Below are 25,366 nucleotides of genomic sequence, written 5' to 3' on the forward strand. Positions count from 1 at the left end.
GGTTATTGACTCGTTATTAGCTTAGTAAAAAATTAGCATCATACAAGCCCAAGCCGCAATACCCGCGACTATATCGTCAAGCATAATACCTAGTCCGCCATGGCAATTTTTGTCAATATAGGAAATCGGCCAAGGCTTGAGAATATCAAAAAAGCGAAATAAGATAAAACCCACCAGTATTGTCTGCCATGTTAATGGCATCAAGAACATAGTGATCAAAAGTCCAACAAATTCATCCCACACTATCGCGCCATGATCAGGAACCCCTGCATCAGTTGCTGCTTTACCACAAATATAAATACCTGCAACACTCATCACCACTAACAAGGTTAAATAAAGCGTATGGTTAAGCGGGGCAAACAGCAAAAATAGTGGAATGGCGGCTAAGGTACCAAAAGTACCCGGTGCTTTAGGTGCTAAACCACTACCAAAACCTAGAGCCAAAAAATGGATTGGATTTGATAGTCTAAAATTTGCCGTAGAATTTTTCATCATCACTCTTTAGCGCTAGAAAAGTGTTCAAAGCTTTTAGTCTTAATAGCAACAGCTTTACGGTTTAAAGTGGTGGTTATTTTTTCACTGCGATTAATCTGGCCAATGCAGGTTATCGTGTTACTGGAATTTGCTAAAGCCGTTTCAATGCCCACTTTGTTGTCTTCAGATACCGTAAATAACAATTCATAATCATCACCACCCGTGAGTGCCATTTCAAAGGCTTTTTCCATCCCAACCGTAGCGAGTAATGCCTGAGAAATTGGCAAGTGATCTAATATGATATTAGCACCTACCTGAGAGGCGGCACAAAGATGACCTAAGTCTGAAATAATACCATCAGATAAATCTATCGCCGCACTGGCATAGCCACGAAGTGCCTGTCCAGCCAAGATCCTCGGTGTTGGAAAATCTAAACTGTGCTGCACACTTTCTCGATATTCAGGTGCAACATTTACCTCATGTAAAATATGCTTTAGGGCTAATGCCGCATCACCCACTTCACCAGTAACATAAATCCAATCACCGGCTTTGGCGCCTGAACGGGTCAGATGTTTATTTATCGGTATTAAACCTTGGGCGGTAACAGTAATACTCAAAGGCCCTTGCGTAGTATCGCCACCAATGAGTTGCACATTATAATATTCGCACAACTCAAAGACACCAAGACAGAAGTCTTCAATCCATTTTAGATCGACTTCTGGCATAGTGATCGCCAAAGAAATCCAACTAGGTTCAGCGCCCATTGCCGCTAGGTCTGATAGATTCACTGCTATTGATTTATGGCCAATAGCGCGTGCGCTGGTTTCATGAGGAAAATGAACGCCAGCGACTAAGGTATCTGTGGTTATTGCAATATTTTGACGCTCAGCAGGGCTGACTATAGCGCAGTCATCACCAATACCGAGTACCACATCCTTGCGCTTGATCACTTGCTCACTAAAGAAGTGTCTGATCAATTCAAACTCTTTCATATTACAACCAAATTATGACTATTCGTTCGGGCGAACAAGCTTAACAACTTTATCTAAAACACCGTTGACAAACTTATGACTATCATCTGCACCAAATGATTTTGCTAACTCAATGGCTTCATTGATAATGACACGATAAGGCACATCTAGGCATTCAGATAATTCAAACACCGCGACGCGTAAAATCGCTTTTTCAACCGGGTCAACATCCTTTAATGGACGGTCAACATGAGGAGAGATTTTTTCATCAATACTGCTAATTTGTGCTGAAATTCCACGGAACAATTGTTGAAAATAGGGAATGTCAAAACGACGAGCACTATTTTCAGTCAAAAAATTCAATTCAATTTCAGCAATGTTGTTGTTACTTAGTTGCCAAGAATACACTGCTTGTACTGCTAACTCTCTGGCTTTTCTTCTAGGTGATGGTTTCACAAAAATATCCTGTTATAACTTATCGAGCACGTTAACCATTTCTAAAGCACTTAATGCTGCTTCAGCGCCTTTATTGCCTACTTTAAGGCCGGCACGGTCAATAGCTTGCTCAATAGAGTCGGTGGTAATAACACCAAATGCCACTGGTAGAGTATATTCCATAGCAACTTGTGCTAGGCCTTTATTACATTCGCCAGCAACAAAATCAAAATGCGGCGTACCGCCACGAATAACGGCACCAATAGCAATAATGCCATCGTATCCACCTTTCGCAGCAACTTTTTTAGCCGCTACTGGCAACTCATAGGCACCAGGAACACGGATAATGGTAATGTCACTATCGGCAACATTACCATGGCGTTTAAGTGTATCTACGGCGCCTTCAAGTAAGTTTTCAACAACAAAACTATTAAAACGAGAGACAACAATCGCGAATTTCTTACCGGTTGCATCAAAGTTAGCTTCTATGATATTCATTTAAAAATCACCTACTGATAAAAATTGTCGCAATTCTAGCAAATTGCACGCGACTGAGGAACTCGTTTTGACAAATTTATCGGAAACTTTGCATCTAAAGTCGATATTTTACCTTTCTTACCGGCGGATGTGGCTTAGGCTCAAGACCATCATTTTTATTTAGTATTTCTACAGAGACTTGTCGGCTAATTTATCAGCTAACTTAATGGCATAAATGTTGGCTTACAAATAGTGTTTAGGGAATTTTTACGTTATTAGCGCTCAGCTTTCAATCAGATTTAAGCGCTCAGAATGACGAGTTCTGTTGTAACCATGTTAGTGTTCTTTAGTGATAGCTGAGCGCTACTTTTTTACTGCTCGCTGCTAACTTAAAGCTTAGCGCTATCTTTGTACTCTTAGCTTTGGGTTAAAATAAACAGCAAGCATATTAATAAATCACTCACTATCGTATTTGCCCATGGCACATTTAGTGTCATTTTTGTATGATAGCGCTACCTATAGTTTGAGCGCATATTTACTTGAAATTTTATGACTATTTATTTTTCTGCCAATAAAATACCAGCCTTGCAGTTATTTAGCTTACATCAACGACAAGCTATTCTAGCCTTAGCGCAAGCAAAACTGTCTCCGCCTGAAAAGTTTATTTTGAATATGATTAAGTTATCACTGCTGATACCACCATTTTTCTTTATCGCAAATCTACAAGGTTTTGCCTTGGCGGCATCGGTTGTGCTGGTGCTGATTGCCTATTTTTTGCTGTTAAGACCTATTATGTTATTTTTTACACAAAAGCACTTAGATAAAGCCGTTGATCAATACCAAAAAAGCGAACTTTAGTTCGCTTTTTCTACTTCTTCAGTTTATTCCTAACAGCAGTCTTGATTAAAAATATTAAAGCTACATATTTTCAAGCTCTTCTAGATAAGCGTCAATATTGGCTTCTTCAGCTTGGTTAACTTCAATGGGTGGGTTTCCATCATAAACTCTAAACTGCATATTTTGAAAGTAGGCATTTTTAACAAACACATAAGGGTCGATGGCATCATTTAAAATAGCTTCTTGATCAGCAAACGACGCTCGAGCTTCCAAGCCTAAAATACCAGCGCGTAATATATTAGGCCAAAAATCGATAACGGCAAGTGGCCAGTAATAGCGGTCAACAAAATCACCTACCTCTTCACGTACCGATGAAGGGCCAAGCGCGGGCACAACCAAGTAAGGGCCATCACCCACACCATAACTGCCAAGTACCTCGCCAAATTCTTCTTGTTTTCGGTTCCAACCAAAATCACTTGCTGGGTCAAAAAAGCCTAATAAGCCAATGGTAGAATTCAAAACAAAGCGTCCGGTGGACTTTGCTGCATCAGTAAACTTTGCTTGTAATAAATCATTAATGATTGTTGAAGGTTCATTAAGGTTCAGTGCCATATTATGAACACCTCTGCGCAAGTCTGTCGGCATGTATTCAACATAGCCTTGTGATGCTGGTTTGAAGACGTATTTGTCTGCATAATCCCAGGTAAAAGTCCAAAAAGGTCGGTTAATCACTTCTAGCGGATCTTTTGGATCAGATAAAGTTTGCTCTGACGAAGGCGTTGTCGAACAAGCCGTTAAAAAAAACGAAAACATTAGGGTTAGCAAGAGTTTTAAGCTAAGTGTTGACTGGGTTTTCAAGGCAACTTTTTTTATTCTATTCACTACAGGATCCTTGTCTTATAACCATTAAGCAATATATACATATAGGTTATAAAGCATATAGGTTATAAAGCTAAAAATAAAATTTCTCTATGGTGCATTTTATCACGAGAGCGTTTAAGGTTTTACGTAAAATGTAACGTTTAAATACGATATTTTATACTAATAGCACTATTTTACCGCTTTTTTTTGATGAATAGAAAGCAACATTTCAGCTTCAGCTCTAGGAATATCACACTCTCGCATTATTTCAGCAAGGTCTCCACCTAGCTCAACCAATTTTTGTGCTCGAGTGTATAATTTATCTTCAGGTTGCTGATGTAACAGTTGTTCGATACTTTGAAATTGGTTATTGAATTGTTCTTGAGCCACTTTAATCCGGTGTTCTAATTGCTTGCTAACTTGTTCGTTTTCTATTTGTGACTCAGTGCAATGCTCTTGATTGATTTCTAACTGCGATTGCTGTCTGGCAAGCAAATTTTGTAATTCTAACACTTGTATTTCTTGGCTATTTACCTGTTGTTGTAATTCATCGATTTTTTGGGCAAAACTATTTTTTCGCACCACTATTCGCGCCACTAATAACAGGACAAGGAGTATCACAATGACGAATGTAATTAAGCTGATCAGGTTAGCAGATATATTTTCCATAAGTTTAATTGGCTTCCTGGAAATAAAGCCTACTTATAGCAGGCTTATTGGCTAAAATTAGAATTGCTTTAGTTCATCCCACTCTTCGTCAGAGAGTAATTGATTTAGATCAACCAAAATGAGTAATTCACCATCTCGGTTAGACACGCCTTGAATAAACTTGGCGCTTTCGTCATTGCCCACATTGGGTGCTACATCCATCTCTGATGATTTTAAATAAACAACTTCCGCAACACTATCAACTAAAATGCCAATAACTTGTGTTTCAGCTTCAATGATCACGATGCGAGCATTGTCGTTTATTTCAGCAGACTCAAGCCCAAATTTTTTACGTGTATCAATAACGGTAACAACATTACCACGCAGGTTAATAATACCCATAACATATATTGGCGAACCCGGTACAGGTGCTACTTCAGTGTAACGTAACACTTCTTGCACTTGCATAACGTTGATACCGTATGTTTCTCGATCTAGCTTAAACGTTACCCATTGTAGTATTTCATCATTGATGTTTACACGTTCGCTTGCATTGCATCTTTCATCAGACATACTGCTGACCTCTTTAAATTTTAGTTGTTATTCTAATGACTAGAACACTTAGGCTCTCAGTATACTGGCAAGTTTACATTCATCAATTATTCTTGAGTTATATTTACACCTTTTTCCAATAACTTAATTAAAGATTCAACGTCTAACAGTACACACATCCGGTTTTTTACTAGCCCTGCCAGCCAAGGACGCTTGTTTCGGGTATCTAACCATTTAACATCTTCTTGCTTGAGCGTTACCGTATCAACCAATTTTTCAGCTGACAAACCCCAAGATGAATCATTTAACATGATAATATATTGGTAGTTAAGTGCTGAAACTAATGCTTCATCACACTTTTCAGGCATAACCCATAAAGCGGTATCAACCACATTAATTTTTGCTGTTCGGTGAAGCATAACACCTTTAAACCAGTCAGGCTTACCCATCAGCGGCGTGATTTTATCTGTGTTATGAATACCACCTAACTCGATTAGTGGCACGGCAATCATTAAACCAGCGACCTCGAAAAACATCGCCTGAAAGTCGCCTTGGCGATAACTGTGTTGTTGAGTATCTACCACTGCATCAGTGCTTTTACGGGTTGTAATTAGCTTTTCATTAAGGTCAACCGGGTTTATTACTGACTGTCTCAGTGCAATTTTAGCGGCTACTTTGTTCTGGACTGTTTGACCCCCTGCATCACTTATATCGCTTTGGCTAATCGTAGCGTCTTGAACTGAACCTTGACTGTCAGCTTTAGTTAAACTTAATTTCTCGTTATCCTTTGATGTAAAAACCTTTGGAAAAGTAGCACTACTCAGTAACTTTTCTAGTGGCTGACATTGTCTTTCTTTAACCGGCAGTGCTGGTTTTTGCTCTACTTCTTCTTCAGTAAGCAATTCTGACAAATAAGTCTGCATAAGTTTTTTACTTGCAGCTAAAGACTTTGACATCGGCTTACTTACTCTTTGTGTTTAAGTTAATGAGATATTTTAATAAATTTTTATAAGCAATGATACCACGAGATTTTGCGGCATAATCTGAAGGTACCTTCTGGGCAACACTGGCATTACGAAAATTAGTATCAATTGGCACAACTGAGGGCCAAATAAACTCGCCGTAAAGGTCTTGCAATTTTTGGTAGGTCGTTCTTGATGCTTTAGTGCGTTTATCAAACATGGTAGGGACAATGGTATAGTTAAACGGCAAAGGATGTTGAGCTTGCATAATTTCTAAGGTTTTCATCATCCGGTCTAAACCTTTGAGTGCCAAAAATTCAGTTTGAACTGGCACTATAATTCTATCACTAGCCGCTAATGCATTCACCATCAACACCCCTAAAATCGGCGGGCAATCAATCAAAACATAATCATATTCACCTTCGATTGCAGACATCACTTTTTTTAACACTAAGCCCATGCCGCCTTTATTGCCAAGTGCACGGTCAAGTGTTGCTAAGCCCATTGTGCCAGGGAGTATGTCGATATTACTATAATGCGTAGGACATAAACTTTGCATGATCTGTTCTTTGGTAGACACCTGTAAAAACAAATCATAAACACTGAGCTCTAGGTCTTCAGACTCGATACCAAAATAATAACTTAATGAAGCATGAGGATCGGTATCAACTAAAAGCACGCGCTTTCCTTGCTCAGCTAATAAACCAGCTAAGGCAATGGCTGTGGTCGTTTTACCGACACCACCTTTTTGATTTGCGACTGTCCAAACTACCAAGTGGAATTCCTATTATTCATTAGTTTTTTCTTGTGATGGCTTAGTGGCTTCATTGTTAGCCTTAGTCTCAGCTCGGGTGGTAATGCGAATACCACCATTATCAAGTTCGATAATACGAATCTCATCATCGGCCTTTGATGTGCTAATGCGGTTAATTACCGCTCCATTTTTTTCTGAAATGGTGGGGGTGGCCACTACCTTGGCTTTTTCTAAGCCGTATTTAGAAAGCGCAATAACGACACGACGATTTTTGGCCCGCCCAGCAATTGTCGTATTGTCAGCACTTGGATAATACTGACCGTAACCTTCAATAGCCATGCGAGCCGGGTTTAAGGTTAAGGCTTCTAAGGTCCGTAAAATTGCGGTTGCTCTAAATACTGATAACTCCCAATTAGAGGAAAAAATTTCGGTCTTAATCGCTTGATTATCGGTATAACCTCTAACCCTAATATAGTTGTTGGTCTCGGCAATAACTTGATAGATAACCAATAAAATATCTTTTGCGCCATTGGTCGGCGACGCCGAGCCACTTGGAAACAATAAACTGCTGTTTAATCCAATTTCCAACCAATCACCATCAATTTTCAGTTGCGCGTAACCGGATTCAACTAGTTCATATAAGGCTTCATGAAGATCTTTTTCTAAAGACCTTAAGCTGCTACCCACTTGAGCATCTGAGACACTAGATAAAGTTACGTCACCTGAAACAATGGCAGGTTCAGCGACATCTACAATAGCATCACCAAACAATATCTGTTTATTTTTTACACTATTAACCGGTAAGATGTCATCGCCATGACCGCGATTTTTAGTTTGTTCTTCCTGCGCTTGAAATACACGACCTAGAGATTCTGTCGCGCTTTCAAACGGTTTGTCATTGACTATCGCCATGGCATATAACACGACAAAAAGCGCAAATAACAAGGTCATATAGTCAGCATAAGAGACTAACCAACGCTCAACATTCTCATGCTCTACTAGGTGACGTCTGGCGCGTAGGCGGCTCATTGCTCCAACCGAAATGCCGACAGTTTATTTTCAATGGCATGTGGGTTTTCTGCTAAGGCAATGGCAATCAAACCTTCTGTCATCATTTCACGATACATAGTTTGTTCGTGTACTATGGCTTTTATTTTATTAGCGACCGGTAAATAAAGTAAGTTGGCAAAACCTACACCGTAAATAGTGGCCACAAATGCGGTGGCTATGCCTTGCCCCAAAAGTTGCGGGTCAGCCAAATTCGACATGGCATGGATTAACCCCAGCACGGCGCCTAAAATTCCGATGGTTGGACTATAGCCCCCCATAGACTCAAAAACATGAGCAGAGCGTAAATTATGTTCACGGTATAAATCTAAATCAAGTTCTAATGAAACCCTTAAGTTGTCAACCTCTACACCGTCAACAAGCAAATTTAAGCCTTTGTTAACGTAAAAGTCATTCTCTTCTTCGGCAATATATTCTAGCGACAAAAAACCAGATTCTCGTGCTTTTTCAGCCCAAAGCACAATCGATTCAATGCCCTGTTCAATGTCGTATTTAGGGGGCACAAACAACCACTTTAGTAAGCTTATGGCGTGCAAAAACTGACTTTGTGATGACTGCAACATAACAGCACCGAGCGTACCACCAAAAACAATAATGAAGGCAGGCAATTCCAGCAACGAAGATATAGCACCGCCATCAATAATAAAACCAAAATAAATAGCGAAAATGGCAATAAGAAGCCCGGCTACACTCAGTTTATCCATGCTGTATTTCCTTAAGAATTACAGCTGGAAAGCTTTCAAGGCTCATTGATAGTTCAGAGATTCCGGCAACTTTAACCGCTTGCGGCATACCATAAACAACACAAGACTCCTCATCTTGTGCCCATATAGTTGCGCCTTTACTTTTTAATAATCGTGAGCCTTCGCGACCGTCAGCACCCATTCCGGTTAATATAATACCTAACACATTGCCACCAAAAACTTTAGCAGCTGAAGCAAAACTAATATCTACACTCGGTTTGAAAGCCATTCGTTCCGAGTTGTCTTCAAGTATTCTTAGTTTTGCAGCATTTTCTGTCCCATCAATGATCATTTGTTTACCACCTGGCGCTAAATAGGCATGACCAGGTTTTAAGATGTCACCTGAATTCGCTTGGCTAACCTTTATCTTGCAGAGACCATTTAAGCGGTTAGCAAAAGCTAAGGTGAATGCAGCCGGCATGTGCTGCACCATAATGATAGGTAGCGGGAAGTCTTCAGGTAATTGAGTTAACAACTTTTGTAATGCTACAGGGCCTCCAGTTGAAGTGCCTATGGCAAGTAATTTATACTTTTTGCCAGAGCTTTTTCTAAAGGTCAGGTTTTGATGTGTGGTCGTTTTTGTGGCTACATTGGGGGGAGTTGCATGACTGACCTTAGCTTTTCCCTCAACAACAGTTCGTGAGCGAAAGCTTGAAACTCGTGCGGCTCTAACCATTTTTTTTCTAGCTAATTGCTTAACGCGTTGACGTAATACACTACCGGCGTCTTCGGTCGTTTTAGCTATTTCGTTAAACTTTTTCGGCAAAAAATCTAACGCGCCAGCATCTAGTGCTTCAAGCGTCGCTTTAGCGCCGTCATGGGTTAATGAAGAAAACATAATAATGGCCGTTGGTGCTTTTGCCATGATCTGTTTAACCGCTTCAATGCCATTTAATAACGGCATTTCTATATCCATAGTGATTACATCAGGCTTTAAAGCAATAGCTTTTTCTACTGCATCAATACCATTAATAGCAACACCGATAACCTCAAGATTAACATCTTCATTGAGGATATCGGTTACTCGGCGTCGAAAAAAACTGGAGTCATCAACTACTAATACTTTAAATGACATTTACAATCTATTTCCTGTCGTGATTATGTGTTTACCACAGGTATTACCCATGGATATTATGAACGTAATTTTTTATTCACTAGCGATTTTTTTGCATAAAACTTAAGCATATTAGGTACATCAATAATTAAGGCAATACCCCCGTCACTCGTTATTGTTGCTCCAGCCATACCTGGCGTACCATTTAATAATCTGTCTAGTGGTTTAATAACCACTTCTTCTTGGCCAATTAAACTATCAACAACAAAGCCAACTTTCTGGTTGCCTAACTGCACAATAACAACATGACCCAGCTCTCGTGATTTTTCAACATAATTACGGACTAGCCACTGATCAAGATAAAATAATGGGATAGATTTTTCACGAACAATGATCGTTAACTGTCCATCAACTACATTAGTTTTAGTTAAATCAAGGTGAAATATTTCATTAACCACGGCTAAGGGTAAGGCAAAAGTCTGTTGACCAATCACCACCATTAAGGTTGGCAATATGGCTAACGTTAATGGCACTTTAATTTCAAGTATGGTGCCAACACCTATTTCTGAGTCGATACTGACTGTGCCATTTAGCTGAGTGATTTTTGTTTTCACCACGTCCATACCTACGCCACGGCCTGATACTTCTGAAATTTCGGTTTTTGTTGAAAATCCAGGGGCAAAAATTAAACTAAAGGCTTCTTTATCAGACATACGTGCTGCAGCGTCGGCATCCAAAACACCACGCTTTATGGCTATTTCTTTTAGTTTGTCAGCATTCATGCCAGCGCCATCATCACGAATGGTGAGCAGAATATGGTCGCCTTCTTGTGATGCTGACAATAGCACAATACCTTCTCGTGGCTTACCAGCGGCTTCACGAGTATCAGGGGCTTCAATACCATGATCAACCGAATTGCGCACAAGATGCACTAAAGGATCGGCTAAAGCTTCAACTAAATTTTTATCTAGATCTGTTTCTTCACCTTTAAGAACAAGTTTAATTTCTTTATTGAGACTACGGGCTAGATCTCGTACCACACGAGGAAAACGGCCAAACACTTTCTTAATGGGTTGCATACGCGTTTTCATTACAGCGCCTTGCAAGTCAGTCGTGACCGCATCTAGGTTTGACAAGGCCTTGGTTAATTCTTCATCTTCTTTTGTCATGCCTAGACTCGCTAGACGGTTTCGCACTAACACTAACTCGCCGACCATGTTCATGATCTGATCTAGTCGTTTGGTATCAACCCTCACCGTTGTTTCGCCTTGAGCAGGCTTTGCCGGTGCGGTTTTTTTGTCAGCGCTTGCTGATAGTTGATTTACTGCCGGTTTAGCCGTAATCTTATTCGCCGCAGGAACACTTGCCGCTTTTGTAACAGCGCTAACTGCTCCAGCAGGTTTTGCTGGTGCTTGAGCTTTAGGTCGTTGATTTTTGCCGTGCAGTTCGTCTAATAACGACTCAAAATCATCATCATCTATTTCATCAGCCGATGCTGAATTTGCTGTGCTAGCAGGCGCTGGAGTCACCGCAGGAGAGAATGCACCTTGGCCATGCAGTTCGTCCAGTAATGATTCGAATTCATCATCCGAAATATCATTACTACTATCACTACTCAATGTTGTTGGCTGCTCAACGACAGGCGCAGGCGCACTGGCTTTTTTTACACCACTACCATGAAGTTCATCTAATAGGCGTTCAAATTCATCTTCTGACATTTCGTCACTTGAATTACTATCGGCTGCCGGTATATTTTCATCAGCCGTTGCAAGCGCATTTTCTACCACAGACTCTGCTTGTCCTTCCGGCTGAGATAGTCGATGTAACTCGGCTAACAAACTTGGCTCTGCAGGGCTTAATGGCGCTTTATTTTGTACTTGAGCAAACATTTCATTAATGGTGTCGAGCGCTTTAAGAATAACATCCATTAATGAAGAGGTAACGGATCTTTGCTGATTTCTTAAGGTATCAAAAACATTTTCCGCACCGTGACAGGCATCAACTAACTCAGCAAGTGACAAAAAGCCAGCACCACCTTTTACTGTATGAAATCCTCTAAAAATGGCATTGAGTAATTCCGCATTTTCAGGATCATTTTCAAGCTCAACTAATTGTTCTGACAAGGTCTCAAGTATTTCCCCAGCTTCAATTAAAAAATCCTGAAGAATTTCATCATCTTGTGCAAATGACATTTAGTCACTCCTATTAAAAACCTAAGCTTGATAATAAATCATCAACGTCGTTTTGATCTGAAACAACATCTTTACGATTTCCAAGATTAACGATCGGACCTTCAACTAAGTTTTCACCTAATTTTGGTAGGTATTTCGATTGATCTTGTTTGGAAGCCATACCAAAGGCTGTAAGCATATTTATTAAGCTGTCTTCAACCTCACAAACTAAATCAATAACTTTGCGAATAATTTGGCCGGTAAGATCTTGAAAGTCTTGCGCCATCAAAACATCAGTCATTAAGCCATGAATTTTGCTGGTTTCTTTTTCTGTTGTGGTCAGTAAAACATCAATATCTCGACATAATGCTTTAAACTCAGCAACATCAAGCTCATTGTGCATTAATTTATGCCACAGCGGATTAACGTTATTGATTTGTTGTTTAATATTTCCAACCACTGGAAAAATTGATTCAACAACATCCATGGTTTTATTAGCCGCTTCTTCGGTACGATCAATAACAAAATTCAATCTTTCTTTAGCGTCTGGAATGTCAGCAGTCGCTAAATCATTCAAACGTGAATCAAAATGAAAGTTATTCAATGAATTATGCAATTCGCGAGTTAACTTACCTATTTCTTCAAACAATGCAGTTTGAATTGGGTTTTGAATTTCTGCAATTAACTCATCCGCTTTGTTTTGCTGATCTGCCTCAAGGTATTTAACCAACAATTTAGCCTGTTCTAAAGAAACATGGATACTAGTATATTTACTCATATAACAGCCTTGTGTAAAAGTTGGTAATTAACCTAGACGTTGAAAAATTTTATCAAGCTTTGCGCTTAAGGTTGCAGCCGTAAAAGGTTTAACGATATAGCCATTAACTCCCGCTTGAGCTGCCATGACAATTTGATCTTTCTTCGCTTCTGCAGTCACCATCAATACCGGAATATGAGATAGTTTTTCATCCGCTCTAATGGCTTTAAGTAAATCTATCCCTTGCATAACCGGCATATTCCAATCGGTAACAACAAAATCAAAATCACCCGCTTTCAGCATCGGCAGCGCAGTATTACCATCATCTGCTTCTGATATATTGGTGAAACCTAAGTCGCGTAACAAGTTTTTGATTATACGTCTCATTGTTGAAAAATCGTCAACAACAAGCACTTTCATATTTTTTTCCAAGACACCCTCCAGTGATAGCATTTAAAATTTCACAATATTTTTAATATTCTACTTAACTTTGCCACGATTGCATACGAGCTTTTAATCTATGCATCGCTTGACTGTGTATTTGACTTACTCGTGATTCACTCACATCAAGTACTTGGCCTATTTCTCTAAGGTTAAGCTCTTCGTCATAATACAAGGACAGTACTAAAGCTTCACGCTCGGGTAAAGAAGAAATGCACTCGGCTAATGACTTTTTAAAGAAACTCTGTTCAATGTTAGCGTAAGGTTCATCTTGCTGATGACTGTGGGCTATTTCAATCACATCGTCACTAACACCTAAATCATCAAGACCGAGAATTTTTCCTGAACTCACGTCATTAAGTATCTGATGGTATTCATTGATTGAAATTTCAAGTTTTTCAGCAACTTCAACATCGGTAACGTCGCGGCCATATTGCGCTTCTAAGCTTTTTATGGCTTCGCTGATCATGCGACTATTTTTATGCACTGAGCGGGGAACCCAGTCACCCCGACGAATCTCATCAAGCATGGCACCACGAATACGAATACCCGCGAAGGTTTCAAAGCTAGCACCTTTGCTATTATCAAAATTATTTGCCGCTTCAAGCAAGCCTATCATGCCTGATTGAATAAGGTCATCAACCAAAACACTGGCCGGTAGTCGGGCAAGCAAATGATAAGCAATGCGCTTTACGAGTACTGTGTGTCGCTCCAGCAAGGCCGATTTATCAACACTATAAGTATGTACTTTTAACACGATAACTCACTTGTTTATTAAATAGGGCCTGTAGGTTTTTCATTTTAGTTTCGGCTATAGATTAGTCTTTCAGTTAACAAGGCGACAGGCATATTAGGTAGATATGCTAGTTTACACTGGCCGACTATAGTTAGTTAAAAATTAACGATAGACCTTTAACCGGCGGTAAAAAACCTACCCACTTGATATAGCTAAAGCTTGCTTAACTCATGCAAAAAAAACACCACAGATTGTTCAATTGCAACCCTGCTTAGTCGTTATGCTCATACATAGCTTCAAGTATAAAGCTCATACACAGCTTTATTGTTCTAGTAATTGCTCAATAAAAAATTCTAAATGCCCTGAGGCTTGTTGTGGCACTGGCCAGCTAACAATATTTTTGGCCAGTGCTTTAAGGCCAATTGACGCTGGCGAGTTAGGATATGCCTCGACAATCGCTTGTTGTTTTCTAACAGATTTACGAATATTTTCATCATAAGGTATAACGGCAACAAGCTCTAAAGTGACATCCAAAAATCTGTCAGTGACTTTCGCTAATTTCGCAAATAAATTTTTACCTTCATTCGGGGTGCGCACCATGTTTGCCACCACCTTAAACTTGAATAGCCCATGATCTCGGCTTAACAATTTCATTAAGGCATAACAGTCAGTAATTGAGGTGGGTTCGTCACACACGACCAATAAAACATCTTGTGATGCACGGCAAAAACTTAATACCATATCTGAGATACCTGCCGCGGTATCAACAATTAAAATGTCAAATTTGGTTTGCATATCACTAAAAGCACGAATAAGCCCGGCATGCTCAGCTGGGGTTAAATCCACCATAGATTGAGTGCCTGATGTCGCAGGAATAATATTAATGCCTGCAGGACCTTGAATAATAATATCATCCAGTTCACATTCACCCGATAGCACATGCGACAGGTTACGTTTTACGCGCAAACCTAGCATAACATCAACATTAGCCAAGCCTAAGTCGGCATCTAGTACTAACACCCGCTTACCTAATTTAGCTAAAGAAATGGCAGTATTTAATGAGACATTAGTTTTACCAACACCCCCTTTACCGCCAGAAACGGCGATGACTTTTATGGGTTGGGGATTTTTCATTTTTCTTAAGCCACTCGCTTGATCTATCATCTATATAACTTCTCTATGTAATACCCATTGCAATAAATAATCGGTCATTCTAAGGCTACCTCATCATCCAATACCTACGTTGTGTTTAATCACATACGCTAGCTATTGCTCGACAATATGCTCCTGCATTGTTCTACTGGTTTACCTCGACGTACAAAGATTAACTTAATGCTGTAAAACCCTGCATGGTTATGAACGGCCATGTAAGAATCAATCAAGCGCCAAACTAAACTGAGGTAGGTAGATACTTACCTTTAGTCTGAAGCAATAAACCTATGCTCTTGAATATTGATGCTCACTGATAACTGCTGACTTATAGTTGCTGGCTAAATTCAATTGGCATCAATGCTCGGCCTAACTATACCGCGATCTATACTGCGACGGCTGATACCGGATTACGCCAAGAAACAGTCCCTGACTTTTGATATTTAGTGGCCATTCTGTCTGCTAGCGTAACCAATTTTTCAGCATTTGCAACCTTAATATCTTCCGGAACTCTTTGTCCATCAGTAAGATAACCAATAGCTAAACCGTTTTGTAATGATGTGGTTATAATTTCACCGACACTTAGGCTTTCATCTAATTTAGTATAAATGCAGCCCGCTAAAGGAATACGTTTAAAGCGCTCAACATTTTCTTGCATAACACGCTGCTGCGTATTAGCCGCTAATACTAAGTAATTACGAATTCTAACACGAGCATTTGAGATTAAGGTAGTCAAATGCTCAGTTAGACGCATATCTCTTTGTCCCATACCGGCAGTATCGATCAATATTAATTTTTTTTGTGAGAACTGTTGTAACAAGCTATCTAGTTCATCGCCGTCATTGGCCAATTTGACGTGGCAACCAATAATACGACCATAAGTAGCAAGCTGTTCAAAACCAGCAATACGATAACTATCTGTAGAAATTAATACCACTTGGTCGGCGCCGTGCAGCTGAGCAAAGCGGGCCGCTAATTTCGCAATAGTGGTGGTTTTACCCACGCCTGTTGGCCCAACAAGAGAAACCACGCCACCACGTTGAATAATATCATTGTTAGTGGTGTTTAATTGTTGCGCTATAATATGTTTTGCTTGCTCAAATGCATCTTTTTCAAGGCTATTGGCTGGAATGTAACCCGCAATTTGATCTGCCACTTGTTCATTAAGACCCATCGCCATTAATTTATTAACCAACACAGCGCGCATCGGATCTTTTTGCGCCATATCTTGCCACATTAGTCCTGACATTTGATGTTCTAACAGCTGACGAATAGATGACATTTCTTTTTGCATATGATCAAACTCACTGCCACTTATTTGACGTTCGCCACGTGAAGCCACTTGCTTAGCTGCAGGTGTTGATGAGTCAAGCGAGTTATTAAGGTTTGAACTGTTTGACCCATACTGGGGAGTATCTGCTTGTTGGTTGCCCGCGTGCTCAGATGAGTCTACTTCAGTAGTTTGCTCTAAACGCGTAGTGAAGTTTTTAAACTGTTGTTCAATATCTTGTGGTGTAGCACCAGGCTTGTTGTCCGCTTGATGATTAACCTCACGAGTTGAGCTGGCTATTTGACTATTAAATGCCTGTGTTGCTGGCGCTTTATCATAGCCATTTTGTTGTACTTGTCGGTTGAGTAACGCGGCTAAGCTATCCGCTGGCAAAGCTGTTGACGTTTCTGCTGACTGAGGTGCGCTACTAATGGCTACCGTATCTTCAACACTGTCGAATCGGTCAACTTGATGAGTCGGCTGGGTATTGGCAGCCGTACTCGCTTTGCTGTGCTCAGATACTGGTGATTGGGCAGGCTTAACACTTTGGTTATAATCAACCGCAGCCATTAACTCGACACCTTCAGCAATTTTTTTATTAGACATAATTACGGCATCAACACCCAAATCTTCTTTAATTTGTGCGAGTGCGCTTCTCATATCTTTTGCTACATAACGTCTAATTTTCATCGCCAACCCTTATAATTCAGTACAACTTACTTTGAAGTATTTTTTACTGGCCGATAGCGCTAACAATTTTGATTTGCTTATCATCTGGAATTTCTTGATAAGAAATCACCCGTAATCCCGGGATGGTATATTTAACAAATTTAGCTAAAACTGCACGTAAAATGCCTGACGTTAATAAAATTGGTGTGTCGCCAGCCATTTCTTGCTGTTGTGCACCATCGGTCAAAGATTTCTGTAGTCTTTCTGCTAAACCTGGTTCGATACCTGCGCCATCATCTCCAGCCATTTGCATAGACTGATGCAACATCTGTTCCAACTCTGGTGACAAAGTTATGACAGGTACCTCTACCACAGGTCCAACTAACTCTTGCACGATGAATTTTCGTAAGGTTATCCGAACCGCCGCCGTTAACACGTCAGGGTCTTGAGTCTTAGGACCATACTCAACTAAGGTTTGAATAATGCTACGCATATCACGTACAGCCACCCCTTCATTCATTAAGTTTTGTAGTACTTTTACAATAGTGCCTAATGACAAGACATCAGGGATCAGGCCTTCAATCAATTTAGGATAACTCTTAGCTAACATATCAAGTAAGTTTTGAACTTCCTCATGCCCTAATAGCTGTGCGGTATTATTAGTTAAAATTTGACTTAAATGTGTTGCTAATACCGTGGCTGAATCAACCACCGTATAGCCTAATGATTGTGCGTGTTCTCGTTGCTCTTTTTTTATCCACACCGCATCTAAGCCAAAAGCAGGGTCTTTTGTTGCAACACCATCAAGCTTGCCAAATACTTGACCTGGATTAATAGCCAGTTCTTGATCGTGGCGAATTTCGGCTTCACCTACCGTGACTCCCATAAGTGATATCCGGTAACTGTTAGGATCTAAGTCTAAATTATCGCGAATATGCACTGCGGGTACCAAAAAGCCAAATTCTTGCGAAAGCTTTTTTCTCACGCCTTTAATGCGATTAAGTAGCTCTCCACCTTGAGCTTTATCCACCAAAGGAATTAAGCGATAGCCTATTTCGAGGCCAATAATATCAACATGATTGACATCATCCCATCCTAGGTCTTTAACTTCGGCTTCTTGTTGCTGACTTTCAACTTCTGCCGCCTGACCTTGTTCAATTAATTGTGCCGCCGCCGCTGCTTTATATTTACTATTAAAAAATGCCACCCCCGCGATTAATATCGCAAAGGTTAAAAAAGCAAAATGTGGCATTCCAGGCACAATGCCCATAACAAACATCACACCTGCAGCAATATAAAGTGATTTTTCTTGGCCAAGTTGACTACTAACTTGCTCGCCCATATCTTGAGAGGTGTTTTGGCGGGTAACCACGATTGCCGTGCCTACTGATAGCAATAGCCCTGGAATTTGTGCCACTAAACCGTCTCCGATCGTCAGTAGGGTATAAATTTCCACCGCACTGTCAAACGAAAGATCATGCTGCACCATACCAATAATCAAACCACCAACAATATTGATAAAGAGAATTAAAATCCCCGCAATGGCATCACCTTTAACAAATTTACTCGCACCATCCATTGAACCATAAAAGTCGGCTTCACTGGTGACTTCAACTCGGCGTTCTCTAGCTTCATCTGCGGTGATAAAACCGGCATTTAAATCAGCGTCAATCGCCATTTGTTTACCTGGCATAGCGTCTAAAGTAAAGCGCGCAGTTACCTCTGCAATGCGCCCTGCACCTTTGGTAACAACCACAAAGTTGATGATAATCAAAATGGCAAAAACGACTAAACCAACCGCGTAATTGCCACCAATAACAACCGAGCCAAAGGCTTCAATAACTTTCCCTGCCGCATCGGGGCCTTCATGCCCCTCAAGTAATACCACTCGGGTACTGGCAACATTGAGCGCTAAACGTAAAATAGTCGCAATCAGCAATACCGCTGGAAATGAACCAAACTCAAGCGGTTTTAAGGTATAAACCGTGATCAATAAAACCACCAGAGACAAGGCTATATTGAAGGAAAAAAGAATATCCAACAAAAATGCCGGCATAGGCAAAATCACCATACCGAGCGCTGCCATCACGAGGAACGGCGTACCTAAACCCGAAAGTAGGTTAAGTTTTTGTTTCTTTAACTTATTAAAAGTTGCGGCTAACTGCATGAGTGCCTAAGGATAATTTTTTGACGTGTCTTGTAATTAGCAATAATCAGACCAATGTTATTACTTTTGTAATTTAATAATTTTTATTTTGCATTTTTTATTATCACCATTGAAGTCCTTGTTCATATAAAAAAATCCGTAATGCATAAACGACAAAATTTTATTGTAGGTCAACAGTTAGTCCAAACTAGATAGCACCTATGGCTGCTGATGTGGATTTGGGTGATTATTGCTTAACACTGTCCCATATTTTTTACTAACAACTGATGGCTAATTGTTTTACTAACGGCCAACAGCGATGTCTTTTTACTAAAAGCTGAAAGCTAATCTCGACCTTTTTTACCTCAGGATTAATAGCGAAATTCATCTGGAATGGGTAAGTTTTTGGCTACAGGTTTGGGTCGGCGCGCCTGACCTTTTTTATGGGCACTCAACTGAAAAATAAATGCCAGTATTTGTGCTACTGCCGCAAATAATTGTTCTGGAATTTCTTCATTGGGCTCTGCGGTGTAATATAAAGATCGGGCCAAAGCCGGAGATGCCACAACCTCAATATTATGCTCTTTGGCAATGGTACGAATATGTAAGGCCATTTCATCTATGCCTTTAGCGACTAATACCGGTGCGCCACCCGCTTCGGTGTCATATTTAAGCGCTACTGAATAATGGCTTGGGTTAGTGATCACCACATCAGACTGGGGTACGTCTTGCATCATGCGCCGTTGTGACATTTCATATTGCGCCCTTCTAATCCGACCTTTTGTTTCTGGGCTACCTTCAGAGCTTTTCGTTTCATCTTTAATTTCTTGCATACTCATTTTTAATTGCCGATTATGATTCCAGACCTGATATGGCGCATCAATAACCACGATAATGCCAATTGAAAATGCTAAGGCTAAAAACATCCACATCAGTAATGACACCGCATGAGCAAAATTATCCGGAATATTCTCCGTACTTAAACTCAATATTTGGCCAAACAAACTACTCAGTAATAAATACGCTGAAATAAAAACCACAAAAAACTTAAGAATTGATTTAATAAGTTCAACATAAGATTGCACACCAAACATGCGTTTAAAGCCAGCCATAGGCGAAAGTTTACTGGCTTTTGGTGCCATGGCTTCCCAAGAAAAACTGATACCACCCAGCAGCATGTTGCCAATTAAGGCCGCAAAAACAATAATAATATGTATCCAAAGAAAAGGCACAGTTATCGCACTGATACTATCACTGATCACTTGATACAAAGCATGCACATCCATGGTTTCTTTCCGACTTAGACTCAGCAGACGAGTCATCATCTTTGCTAGGCCTTCAACCAAAGAATTGCCCATCAGCATCAATGCCGCAGCACTGCCGACTAAAACAAACATAGTACCTAAATCTTTTGAACGCGCTATTTGGCCTTTTTTTCTCGCGTCAGAAAGTTTTTTCGCCGTGGGCTCTTCGGTTTTTTCACCGCTATCAGATTCAGCCATTAGGGCGCAGCGCCACAATCGATAAGATAACAGCTAAAATCTAAAGCCCGTTGCCATTGCATAACAAAATGACTATAAAAATTACCCATGGTTAACCACATAATTAATAATCCTGCACACATGGTGACAGGGAAACCAATAGCGAAAATATTCAATTGCGGCGCTGCTCGCGTCATAATGCCAAATGAAAAGTTAATTAATAACATCGCCGTTAAAGGTGCAATGGCGAGTGACAATGCGGTGGCAAACATCCATCCACCCCATTGGGCGATTTCTTTAAATTTGATACTGGAAAATTCTGGGGCAGGAATAGGAATAGTGTCAAAACTGGCAACAACAAACTGTAAATAAGCTAAGTGGCCATCCATTGTCCAAAATAATAATGATGATAAAATTAAAAAGAACTGACCTACAGCCGGCACGCTTGTGCCACTAGCGGGGTCAACAAGCGAGGCAAAACCTAACCCCGTTTGCATCGCGATAATTTGGCCCGCTAAAGTAAAAGTATTGACCACCATCACGGTGACAAAGCCGAGCATGATGCCGATAATCATTTGCTCACCAATGAGCAGTGTGGTTGCCAATGAAAACATATTATCAACGCGAGCAGGCGGTAATGCTGGCATAACCGCGACCGTGACTGCCAAGCAAAAAAACAATTTCACCCGTCCAGGAATGGCTTTTGCCCCTAAGCCTATCATTGACATCACCATGGCTGAAATACGCGTAAACGGTAGCAAAAAATCAGCCATACTTTGATTAATAATTGACTCTGTGAACTCCATGGCTAACTGACTACGCTAGGGATGCTACCGATGAGTCGAATAGTATAATCCATTAGTTTTTGTACCAACCAATGTCCGCCTATAATCAAAGACAGCAAAGTCACAATTAAACGCGGTAAAAAACTCAAGGTTTGTTCATTTATCGAGGTCGCGGCTTGGAATACTGCCACCACCAAACCAATAATCAGGCTTGGCACAATAACAGCACTCACCAGTACAATCACTAGAAACAGCGCATCTCGTAAAATATCAACAAATACCTCAGGACCCATTACGTGGCTCCCATACCGTAACTTGTTGCCAGTGTGCCTATCACTAAATTCCAACCATCAATCAGCACAAATAGCATTAACTTAAACGGCAATGATACTATCATCGGCGATAGCATCATCATCCCCATCGCCATTAAGATACTGGCCACCACTAAATCTATGATTAAAAAGGGAATAAATAACATAAAGCCAATTTGAAATGCGGTTTTTAACTCACTAATAACAAAGGCTGGAATGATCACTGTCATGGGTAAATCTGTCGGTTTATCAACTTGTGTTATCCCCGCCATTTGGGCCAAGGTATCCAGATCTTTAATGCGAGTTTGCTCTAACATAAACGCCCGCAACGGTACTTTAGCTTTATTAATCGCTTCAACCGAGGTTAATTGGTCTTGTAAATAAGGTTGAATCGCACGGTCATTAATTTCGTTATAGACTGGCGTCATAATAAATAAGGTCATAAACAAAGTAATGCCAATAATGACCTGATTAGACGGGGTTTGTTGTAAGCCAAAAGCTTGCCGTAAAATCGCCATGACCACCACAATGCGGGTAAACGACGTCATCATGATGACCGCTGCCGGTATGAAACCTAGCGCGGTCATAAAAATTAATATTTGTAAGGTAACTGAGTATTCTTGCGAACCATCCGGATTAGTGGTCAAGGTTAACGCTGATAATGAAAGGCCATCGGCGGCAAAACTAGTATTGCTAATGAGTAAAAACGACAAAATCGTCAACAGTAAAATGACGATTTTGTTTAACGATAATAATGATTTTTTATTTTTGTTTATCATAAGTTTTTATAGCTTTTTGTTTGAATAGTTTTGCTAACGACTGAGCAAAATCAACACTGTTTTCTTTAGCATTCACCAAGGGTTCATCAAGGGTTTCTAACAAGGTAACTTGCTGTGTGGTGACCCCAAGCAACAATTGTTTATCTCCAGCTTGCACCACCACTAACTTCTCTTTTGCCCCCAGGTGTAAACTTGTGACTATTTTTAAGCCATGGTGAGTTTGACCTACACCTTGAAAACGTTTTAATATCATGGCACTAATAACAATCACCGCAAGCACCATCAGTAATGACATAATCATGCTCATAGAGTTCATATTAGCGGCAATATGCTTGCCCACTTCAACCGGAACATCCTCAGTTAAAGCAAGATCGCTAACAACCTCTTGCGCATGGGCAAAGGCGGCAAAAGCCAACCAGCTAAAAAGTCCTGACAAAGTTTTTTTCATTAGTAACTATTTTAACTTTTTAATACGTTCAACTTGGCTAATAACATCAGTCAAGCGAATACCAAATTTATCGTTAACCACAACTACTTCACCATGAGCGATTAAGGTCCCATTAACCATCACATCTAGTGATTCACCTGCGACGCGGTCAAGTTCAACAACCGAGCCTTGGTTCAGCTGTAGCAAATTTCGAATACTAATATGACTACGCCCTACTTCCATAGAAATAGTGACAGGTATGTCTAAAATCGCATCGAGCTTACTCTTTTCTGCACCTGAGATATTGCCACTATCTTCTTGTAACTCTTCCAATTCAACCGCTTTAGCTGACTCTGCACTAGCTTGCTCATCCATAGCTTCATCCCACATACCTAATTCATCTTTGTTTTCTGTACTCATACTATTTTGCCTCAATTTTCATCGAGTAGCGTCAAAATACTTACGCTACTCGTTTGTTATTTTCTATTATGCCGTTATACAACTTTTACACCAGAGTTAATCAATCCTGTTTTATCAGTCTTGTTTTATCAATCTTGTTTTATCAATATTACTGACCCAAGCTTGTTATAAATAATCGTCTAATAAATGCAGCTCTGCATCACTGTCTAAACGCTTACCACCTTTAGTCAAGATAGTGAGCTCTGATTTAACTGATTCCGGACGCTTAATTTTTGATTCTATTTTCAGCGCTAAATTATTACGACTTTGACCAAGTTTAGCCCTAAATGACGGTAATTTTTCTACTAACACAGTAATATGTTCAGGCATCACAATGGGAATAATGTCACCGGCTTTAAAGTCCATAATTTTTTGTAATGGCAAGGTCACTTCGATAAATTTAGTTGATATCTCGACCGACACATCCATAATTTCATCACGCAGGGCCTTCGACCAACGCATATCAGTATCTTCTTTGTCAGCTTGTAAACCGGCATCAAGTAATTCACGAATAGGCTCTAACATGGCATAGGGTAAAACAACATGAAAATCGCCACCACCACCATCAAGTTCAATATGAAAAGAACTAATCACCACCACTTCAGTTGGGCTAACAATATTTGCCATCGACGGATTAACTTCTGAATCAAGATATTCAAATGACACATCCATTACTGGTGACCAAGCTACTTTATAATCTTCAAAGATTATTTTTAACAACATTTGCACGATACGACGTTCAGTAGGGGTAAATTCACGACCTTCAATTTTCGCATGATATCGACCATCGCCACCAAAAAAATTGTCCACTAATATAAAAACCAGTCGTGCTTCCATGGTAATTAATGCGGTGCCTTTTAAAGGCCGAAAGCGCACCATATTTAAACTGGTTGGCACAAATAAAGTATGTACGTATTCTCCAAACTTGATCATTTGGATACCGTTAATAGAAACTTCTGCGGTGCGACGCATCATATTAAATAAACTAATACGCATATGACGTGCAAAACGTTCGTTGATCATCTCCAACGTTGGCATGCGGCCACGAACAAGGCGATCTTGCGAAGAAAAGTCGTAATCAGACGTCTCTCCTAAATTGGCAGAGTCCTCTAAACTTTCATCTTCGTCAACATCATCAACACCATGTAAAAGTGCATCAATTTCATCTTGAGATAATAAATCACTCACTCAATAGTCTCTTTATCTTGTTAGTTTAGTTACACTGTTCACAAACCGCAGCCGATAACTTAATCAAAAGTTTAATCAAACGTTCAATCAACCAAGCAATCTATTAGCGGCTATTTCTCTTCAAAGGTATTACTGCATGACAAAGCCGGTAAAGAGTACTTTTTCAACCACTGCACTCCCTTCGATTTCAGTCATTACTTTCTGAACTGCTACTAAAGACTTTTGCTTTAAAGCTATTTTCCCTGCACTTGTTGCTAGCTCATCAGCATTCGACTTTGAGAAAACACCTAACAACGCACTTTCAATTAAGGGGACATGTTTTTTAGCGATTTCTTCATTTTTAGCGCCTCGTACCAACAGCTGTACACGAATTTCAACAAAGCGATCGCGAGCGACTCCAGGGACATTAAAGCGAAAATGTCTTGGCATAGGTACATACAAAGCTGAGCCAAGTTCAGCCGCTGCGACTTTTACCTCTGCGTTTTCAGCGCCTGTGCCTAAAGCGGCATCGATCTCAGCTTGTGAAATGTCATTATCACCACCAAAGATAAAAAACGCTGCCGCACCGCCAGTAATAGCCAAAACGGCAACAATGGCGATAATGATAATCAACTTTTTTTTCTTAGCTGGGTTATCCAGCTTAAGTTCTTTTTCGTCGGCCATGCTTCCTACCTGTAAAGAGTTTTTATATCTATTGTTAAACTATATCGTTGAATAGCTGCTAATCCAAAGGGTTTATCAAGTATTGTCAGTCTATTAAT

Annotated in this window: 28 protein-coding genes; 1 reads left to right on the plus strand and 27 read right to left on the minus strand. The window is 40.1% G+C overall.

What is annotated here, in order from left to right:
* Positions 1–21: 21 nt before the first annotated feature.
* From H4J54_RS05635 to ribE, 4 genes are read right to left on the minus strand one after another with little or no spacing between them, the layout of a single operon-like run.
* On the minus strand, positions 22–492 hold the full coding sequence (locus H4J54_RS05635) for a phosphatidylglycerophosphatase A (RefSeq protein WP_182189935.1): 471 nt from the start codon (positions 490–492) through the stop codon (positions 22–24).
* Positions 493–494: 2 nt separating this feature from the next.
* Positions 495–1,466, minus strand: coding sequence for a thiamine-phosphate kinase (thiL, locus tag H4J54_RS05640; RefSeq protein WP_182189936.1), 972 nt, complete (start codon positions 1,464–1,466; stop codon positions 495–497).
* 18 nt (positions 1,467–1,484) lie between these two features.
* Positions 1,485–1,901 carry a transcription antitermination factor NusB gene (gene nusB, locus H4J54_RS05645; protein ID WP_182189937.1) on the minus strand — a complete coding sequence of 139 codons (417 nt, stop codon included), beginning with the start codon at positions 1,899–1,901 and terminating at the stop codon, positions 1,485–1,487.
* Between the two features lie 12 nt (positions 1,902–1,913).
* Positions 1,914–2,378, minus strand: coding sequence for a 6,7-dimethyl-8-ribityllumazine synthase (gene ribE / locus H4J54_RS05650; RefSeq protein ID WP_182134850.1), 465 nt, complete (start codon positions 2,376–2,378; stop codon positions 1,914–1,916).
* A 528-nt stretch (positions 2,379–2,906) separates the two neighbouring features.
* Here ribE and H4J54_RS05655 point away from each other — a divergent pair.
* The gene (locus H4J54_RS05655) at positions 2,907–3,215 is read left to right on the plus strand and encodes a DUF6170 family protein (protein ID WP_182189938.1); all 309 of its coding nucleotides are present in this window, start codon (positions 2,907–2,909) and stop codon (positions 3,213–3,215) included.
* 60 nt (positions 3,216–3,275) lie between these two features.
* Here H4J54_RS05655 and H4J54_RS05660 read toward each other — a convergent pair whose 3' ends face one another.
* The 23 genes from H4J54_RS05660 to fliL all read right to left on the minus strand — a co-directional run bounded on the left by H4J54_RS05660 (position 3,276) and on the right by fliL (position 25,268).
* Complete coding sequence (locus H4J54_RS05660; protein WP_310650147.1) at positions 3,276–4,076, minus strand: VacJ family lipoprotein; 801 nt, start codon at positions 4,074–4,076, stop codon at positions 3,276–3,278.
* A 168-nt stretch (positions 4,077–4,244) separates the two neighbouring features.
* Positions 4,245–4,724, minus strand: coding sequence for a DUF2802 domain-containing protein (locus tag H4J54_RS05665; RefSeq protein ID WP_182189939.1), 480 nt, complete (start codon positions 4,722–4,724; stop codon positions 4,245–4,247).
* 57 nt (positions 4,725–4,781) lie between these two features.
* The gene (locus tag H4J54_RS05670; protein WP_182189940.1) at positions 4,782–5,276 is read right to left on the minus strand and encodes a chemotaxis protein CheW; all 495 of its coding nucleotides are present in this window, start codon (positions 5,274–5,276) and stop codon (positions 4,782–4,784) included.
* 86 nt (positions 5,277–5,362) lie between these two features.
* Positions 5,363–6,211: a chemotaxis protein CheW gene (locus H4J54_RS05675; protein WP_259367117.1), complete on the minus strand. Its 849-nt coding sequence runs from the start codon at positions 6,209–6,211 to the stop codon at positions 5,363–5,365.
* 4 nt (positions 6,212–6,215) lie between these two features.
* The gene (locus H4J54_RS05680; protein WP_182189941.1) at positions 6,216–6,992 is read right to left on the minus strand and encodes a ParA family protein; all 777 of its coding nucleotides are present in this window, start codon (positions 6,990–6,992) and stop codon (positions 6,216–6,218) included.
* A gap of 12 nt (positions 6,993–7,004) precedes the next feature.
* Positions 7,005–8,000: a flagellar motor protein MotB gene (locus H4J54_RS05685; protein ID WP_182189942.1), complete on the minus strand. Its 996-nt coding sequence runs from the start codon at positions 7,998–8,000 to the stop codon at positions 7,005–7,007.
* A complete protein-coding gene (locus tag H4J54_RS05690) occupies positions 7,997–8,743 on the minus strand; it encodes a flagellar motor protein (RefSeq protein ID WP_182189943.1) in 747 nt (248 codons plus the stop codon). Before H4J54_RS05690 ends, H4J54_RS05685 begins: the two co-directional genes overlap by 4 nt.
* Complete coding sequence (locus H4J54_RS05695; RefSeq protein WP_182189944.1) at positions 8,736–9,857, minus strand: chemotaxis response regulator protein-glutamate methylesterase; 1,122 nt, start codon at positions 9,855–9,857, stop codon at positions 8,736–8,738. Before H4J54_RS05695 ends, H4J54_RS05690 begins: the two co-directional genes overlap by 8 nt.
* A gap of 56 nt (positions 9,858–9,913) precedes the next feature.
* Positions 9,914–12,028, minus strand: a complete 2,115-nt coding sequence (locus H4J54_RS05700; RefSeq protein WP_182189945.1) for a chemotaxis protein CheA — start codon at positions 12,026–12,028, stop codon at positions 9,914–9,916.
* A gap of 13 nt (positions 12,029–12,041) precedes the next feature.
* On the minus strand, positions 12,042–12,785 hold the full coding sequence (locus H4J54_RS05705; protein WP_182189946.1) for a protein phosphatase CheZ: 744 nt from the start codon (positions 12,783–12,785) through the stop codon (positions 12,042–12,044).
* 27 nt (positions 12,786–12,812) lie between these two features.
* Complete coding sequence (gene cheY / locus H4J54_RS05710; RefSeq protein ID WP_182189947.1) at positions 12,813–13,196, minus strand: chemotaxis response regulator CheY; 384 nt, start codon at positions 13,194–13,196, stop codon at positions 12,813–12,815.
* 52 nt (positions 13,197–13,248) lie between these two features.
* Complete coding sequence (locus H4J54_RS05715) at positions 13,249–13,965, minus strand: RNA polymerase sigma factor FliA (protein WP_404851888.1); 717 nt, start codon at positions 13,963–13,965, stop codon at positions 13,249–13,251.
* Between the two features lie 297 nt (positions 13,966–14,262).
* Positions 14,263–15,105 (minus strand): MinD/ParA family protein, encoded by an 843-nt coding sequence (locus tag H4J54_RS05720; RefSeq protein WP_182189949.1) that lies wholly within the window; start codon positions 15,103–15,105, stop codon positions 14,263–14,265.
* A gap of 370 nt (positions 15,106–15,475) precedes the next feature.
* A complete protein-coding gene (gene flhF, locus H4J54_RS05725; protein ID WP_182189950.1) occupies positions 15,476–17,050 on the minus strand; it encodes a flagellar biosynthesis protein FlhF in 1,575 nt (524 codons plus the stop codon).
* 43 nt (positions 17,051–17,093) lie between these two features.
* Entirely contained in the window at positions 17,094–19,196 is a 2,103-nt protein-coding gene (flhA, locus tag H4J54_RS05730) for a flagellar biosynthesis protein FlhA (protein WP_182189951.1), read from the minus strand.
* Positions 19,197–19,546: 350 nt separating this feature from the next.
* Complete coding sequence (gene flhB, locus H4J54_RS05735) at positions 19,547–20,677, minus strand: flagellar biosynthesis protein FlhB (RefSeq protein ID WP_182189952.1); 1,131 nt, start codon at positions 20,675–20,677, stop codon at positions 19,547–19,549.
* A complete protein-coding gene (gene fliR, locus H4J54_RS05740) occupies positions 20,677–21,462 on the minus strand; it encodes a flagellar biosynthetic protein FliR (RefSeq protein WP_182189953.1) in 786 nt (261 codons plus the stop codon). Before fliR ends, flhB begins: the two co-directional genes overlap by 1 nt.
* A 2-nt stretch (positions 21,463–21,464) precedes the next feature.
* The gene (fliQ, locus tag H4J54_RS05745) at positions 21,465–21,734 is read right to left on the minus strand and encodes a flagellar biosynthesis protein FliQ (RefSeq protein ID WP_146880882.1); all 270 of its coding nucleotides are present in this window, start codon (positions 21,732–21,734) and stop codon (positions 21,465–21,467) included.
* Complete coding sequence (gene fliP / locus H4J54_RS05750) at positions 21,734–22,531, minus strand: flagellar type III secretion system pore protein FliP (protein ID WP_182189954.1); 798 nt, start codon at positions 22,529–22,531, stop codon at positions 21,734–21,736. The genes fliQ and fliP overlap by 1 nt, the downstream gene beginning before the upstream one ends.
* Positions 22,515–22,979, minus strand: coding sequence for a flagellar biosynthetic protein FliO (gene fliO, locus H4J54_RS05755; protein ID WP_182189955.1), 465 nt, complete (start codon positions 22,977–22,979; stop codon positions 22,515–22,517). Before fliO ends, fliP begins: the two co-directional genes overlap by 17 nt.
* Positions 22,980–22,985: 6 nt before the next feature.
* On the minus strand, positions 22,986–23,378 hold the full coding sequence (gene fliN / locus H4J54_RS05760; RefSeq protein WP_182189956.1) for a flagellar motor switch protein FliN: 393 nt from the start codon (positions 23,376–23,378) through the stop codon (positions 22,986–22,988).
* 165 nt (positions 23,379–23,543) lie between these two features.
* Positions 23,544–24,605, minus strand: a complete 1,062-nt coding sequence (fliM, locus tag H4J54_RS05765) for a flagellar motor switch protein FliM (protein WP_182189957.1) — start codon at positions 24,603–24,605, stop codon at positions 23,544–23,546.
* A 129-nt stretch (positions 24,606–24,734) separates the two neighbouring features.
* Positions 24,735–25,268 carry a flagellar basal body-associated protein FliL gene (gene fliL / locus H4J54_RS05770; protein WP_182189958.1) on the minus strand — a complete coding sequence of 178 codons (534 nt, stop codon included), beginning with the start codon at positions 25,266–25,268 and terminating at the stop codon, positions 24,735–24,737.
* Positions 25,269–25,366 lie beyond the last annotated feature (98 nt).

This window comes from Colwellia sp. MB3u-8 (assembly GCF_014076985.1).
In the GTDB taxonomy this organism is placed as follows: Bacteria; Pseudomonadota; Gammaproteobacteria; order Enterobacterales; family Alteromonadaceae; genus Cognaticolwellia.

What these genes read in the sequence shown, in the direction of transcription:
- H4J54_RS05635 (WP_182189935.1), bottom strand. Translation starts at nt 492, where the DNA reads ATGAAAAATTCTACGGCAAATTTTAGACTATCAAATCCAATCCATTTT.
- thiL (WP_182189936.1), bottom strand. Translation starts at nt 1,466, where the DNA reads ATGAAAGAGTTTGAATTGATCAGACACTTCTTTAGTGAGCAAGTGATC.
- ribE (WP_182134850.1), bottom strand. Translation starts at nt 2,378, where the DNA reads ATGAATATCATAGAAGCTAACTTTGATGCAACCGGTAAGAAATTCGCG.
- H4J54_RS05655 (WP_182189938.1), top strand. Translation starts at nt 2,907, where the DNA reads ATGACTATTTATTTTTCTGCCAATAAAATACCAGCCTTGCAGTTATTT.
- H4J54_RS05665 (WP_182189939.1), bottom strand. Translation starts at nt 4,724, where the DNA reads ATGGAAAATATATCTGCTAACCTGATCAGCTTAATTACATTCGTCATT.
- H4J54_RS05670 (WP_182189940.1), bottom strand. Translation starts at nt 5,276, where the DNA reads ATGTCTGATGAAAGATGCAATGCAAGCGAACGTGTAAACATCAATGAT.
- H4J54_RS05675 (WP_259367117.1), bottom strand. Translation starts at nt 6,211, where the DNA reads ATGTCAAAGTCTTTAGCTGCAAGTAAAAAACTTATGCAGACTTATTTG.
- H4J54_RS05685 (WP_182189942.1), bottom strand. Translation starts at nt 8,000, where the DNA reads ATGAGCCGCCTACGCGCCAGACGTCACCTAGTAGAGCATGAGAATGTT.
- H4J54_RS05690 (WP_182189943.1), bottom strand. Translation starts at nt 8,743, where the DNA reads ATGGATAAACTGAGTGTAGCCGGGCTTCTTATTGCCATTTTCGCTATT.
- H4J54_RS05695 (WP_182189944.1), bottom strand. Translation starts at nt 9,857, where the DNA reads ATGTCATTTAAAGTATTAGTAGTTGATGACTCCAGTTTTTTTCGACGC.
- H4J54_RS05700 (WP_182189945.1), bottom strand. Translation starts at nt 12,028, where the DNA reads ATGTCATTTGCACAAGATGATGAAATTCTTCAGGATTTTTTAATTGAA.
- H4J54_RS05705 (WP_182189946.1), bottom strand. Translation starts at nt 12,785, where the DNA reads ATGAGTAAATATACTAGTATCCATGTTTCTTTAGAACAGGCTAAATTG.
- H4J54_RS05720 (WP_182189949.1), bottom strand. Translation starts at nt 15,105, where the DNA reads ATGATAGATCAAGCGAGTGGCTTAAGAAAAATGAAAAATCCCCAACCC.
- flhF (WP_182189950.1), bottom strand. Translation starts at nt 17,050, where the DNA reads ATGAAAATTAGACGTTATGTAGCAAAAGATATGAGAAGCGCACTCGCA.
- flhA (WP_182189951.1), bottom strand. Translation starts at nt 19,196, where the DNA reads ATGCAGTTAGCCGCAACTTTTAATAAGTTAAAGAAACAAAAACTTAAC.
- flhB (WP_182189952.1), bottom strand. Translation starts at nt 20,677, where the DNA reads ATGGCTGAATCTGATAGCGGTGAAAAAACCGAAGAGCCCACGGCGAAA.
- fliR (WP_182189953.1), bottom strand. Translation starts at nt 21,462, where the DNA reads ATGGAGTTCACAGAGTCAATTATTAATCAAAGTATGGCTGATTTTTTG.
- fliQ (WP_146880882.1), bottom strand. Translation starts at nt 21,734, where the DNA reads ATGGGTCCTGAGGTATTTGTTGATATTTTACGAGATGCGCTGTTTCTA.
- fliP (WP_182189954.1), bottom strand. Translation starts at nt 22,531, where the DNA reads ATGATAAACAAAAATAAAAAATCATTATTATCGTTAAACAAAATCGTC.
- fliO (WP_182189955.1), bottom strand. Translation starts at nt 22,979, where the DNA reads ATGAAAAAAACTTTGTCAGGACTTTTTAGCTGGTTGGCTTTTGCCGCC.
- fliN (WP_182189956.1), bottom strand. Translation starts at nt 23,378, where the DNA reads ATGAGTACAGAAAACAAAGATGAATTAGGTATGTGGGATGAAGCTATG.
- fliL (WP_182189958.1), bottom strand. Translation starts at nt 25,268, where the DNA reads ATGGCCGACGAAAAAGAACTTAAGCTGGATAACCCAGCTAAGAAAAAA.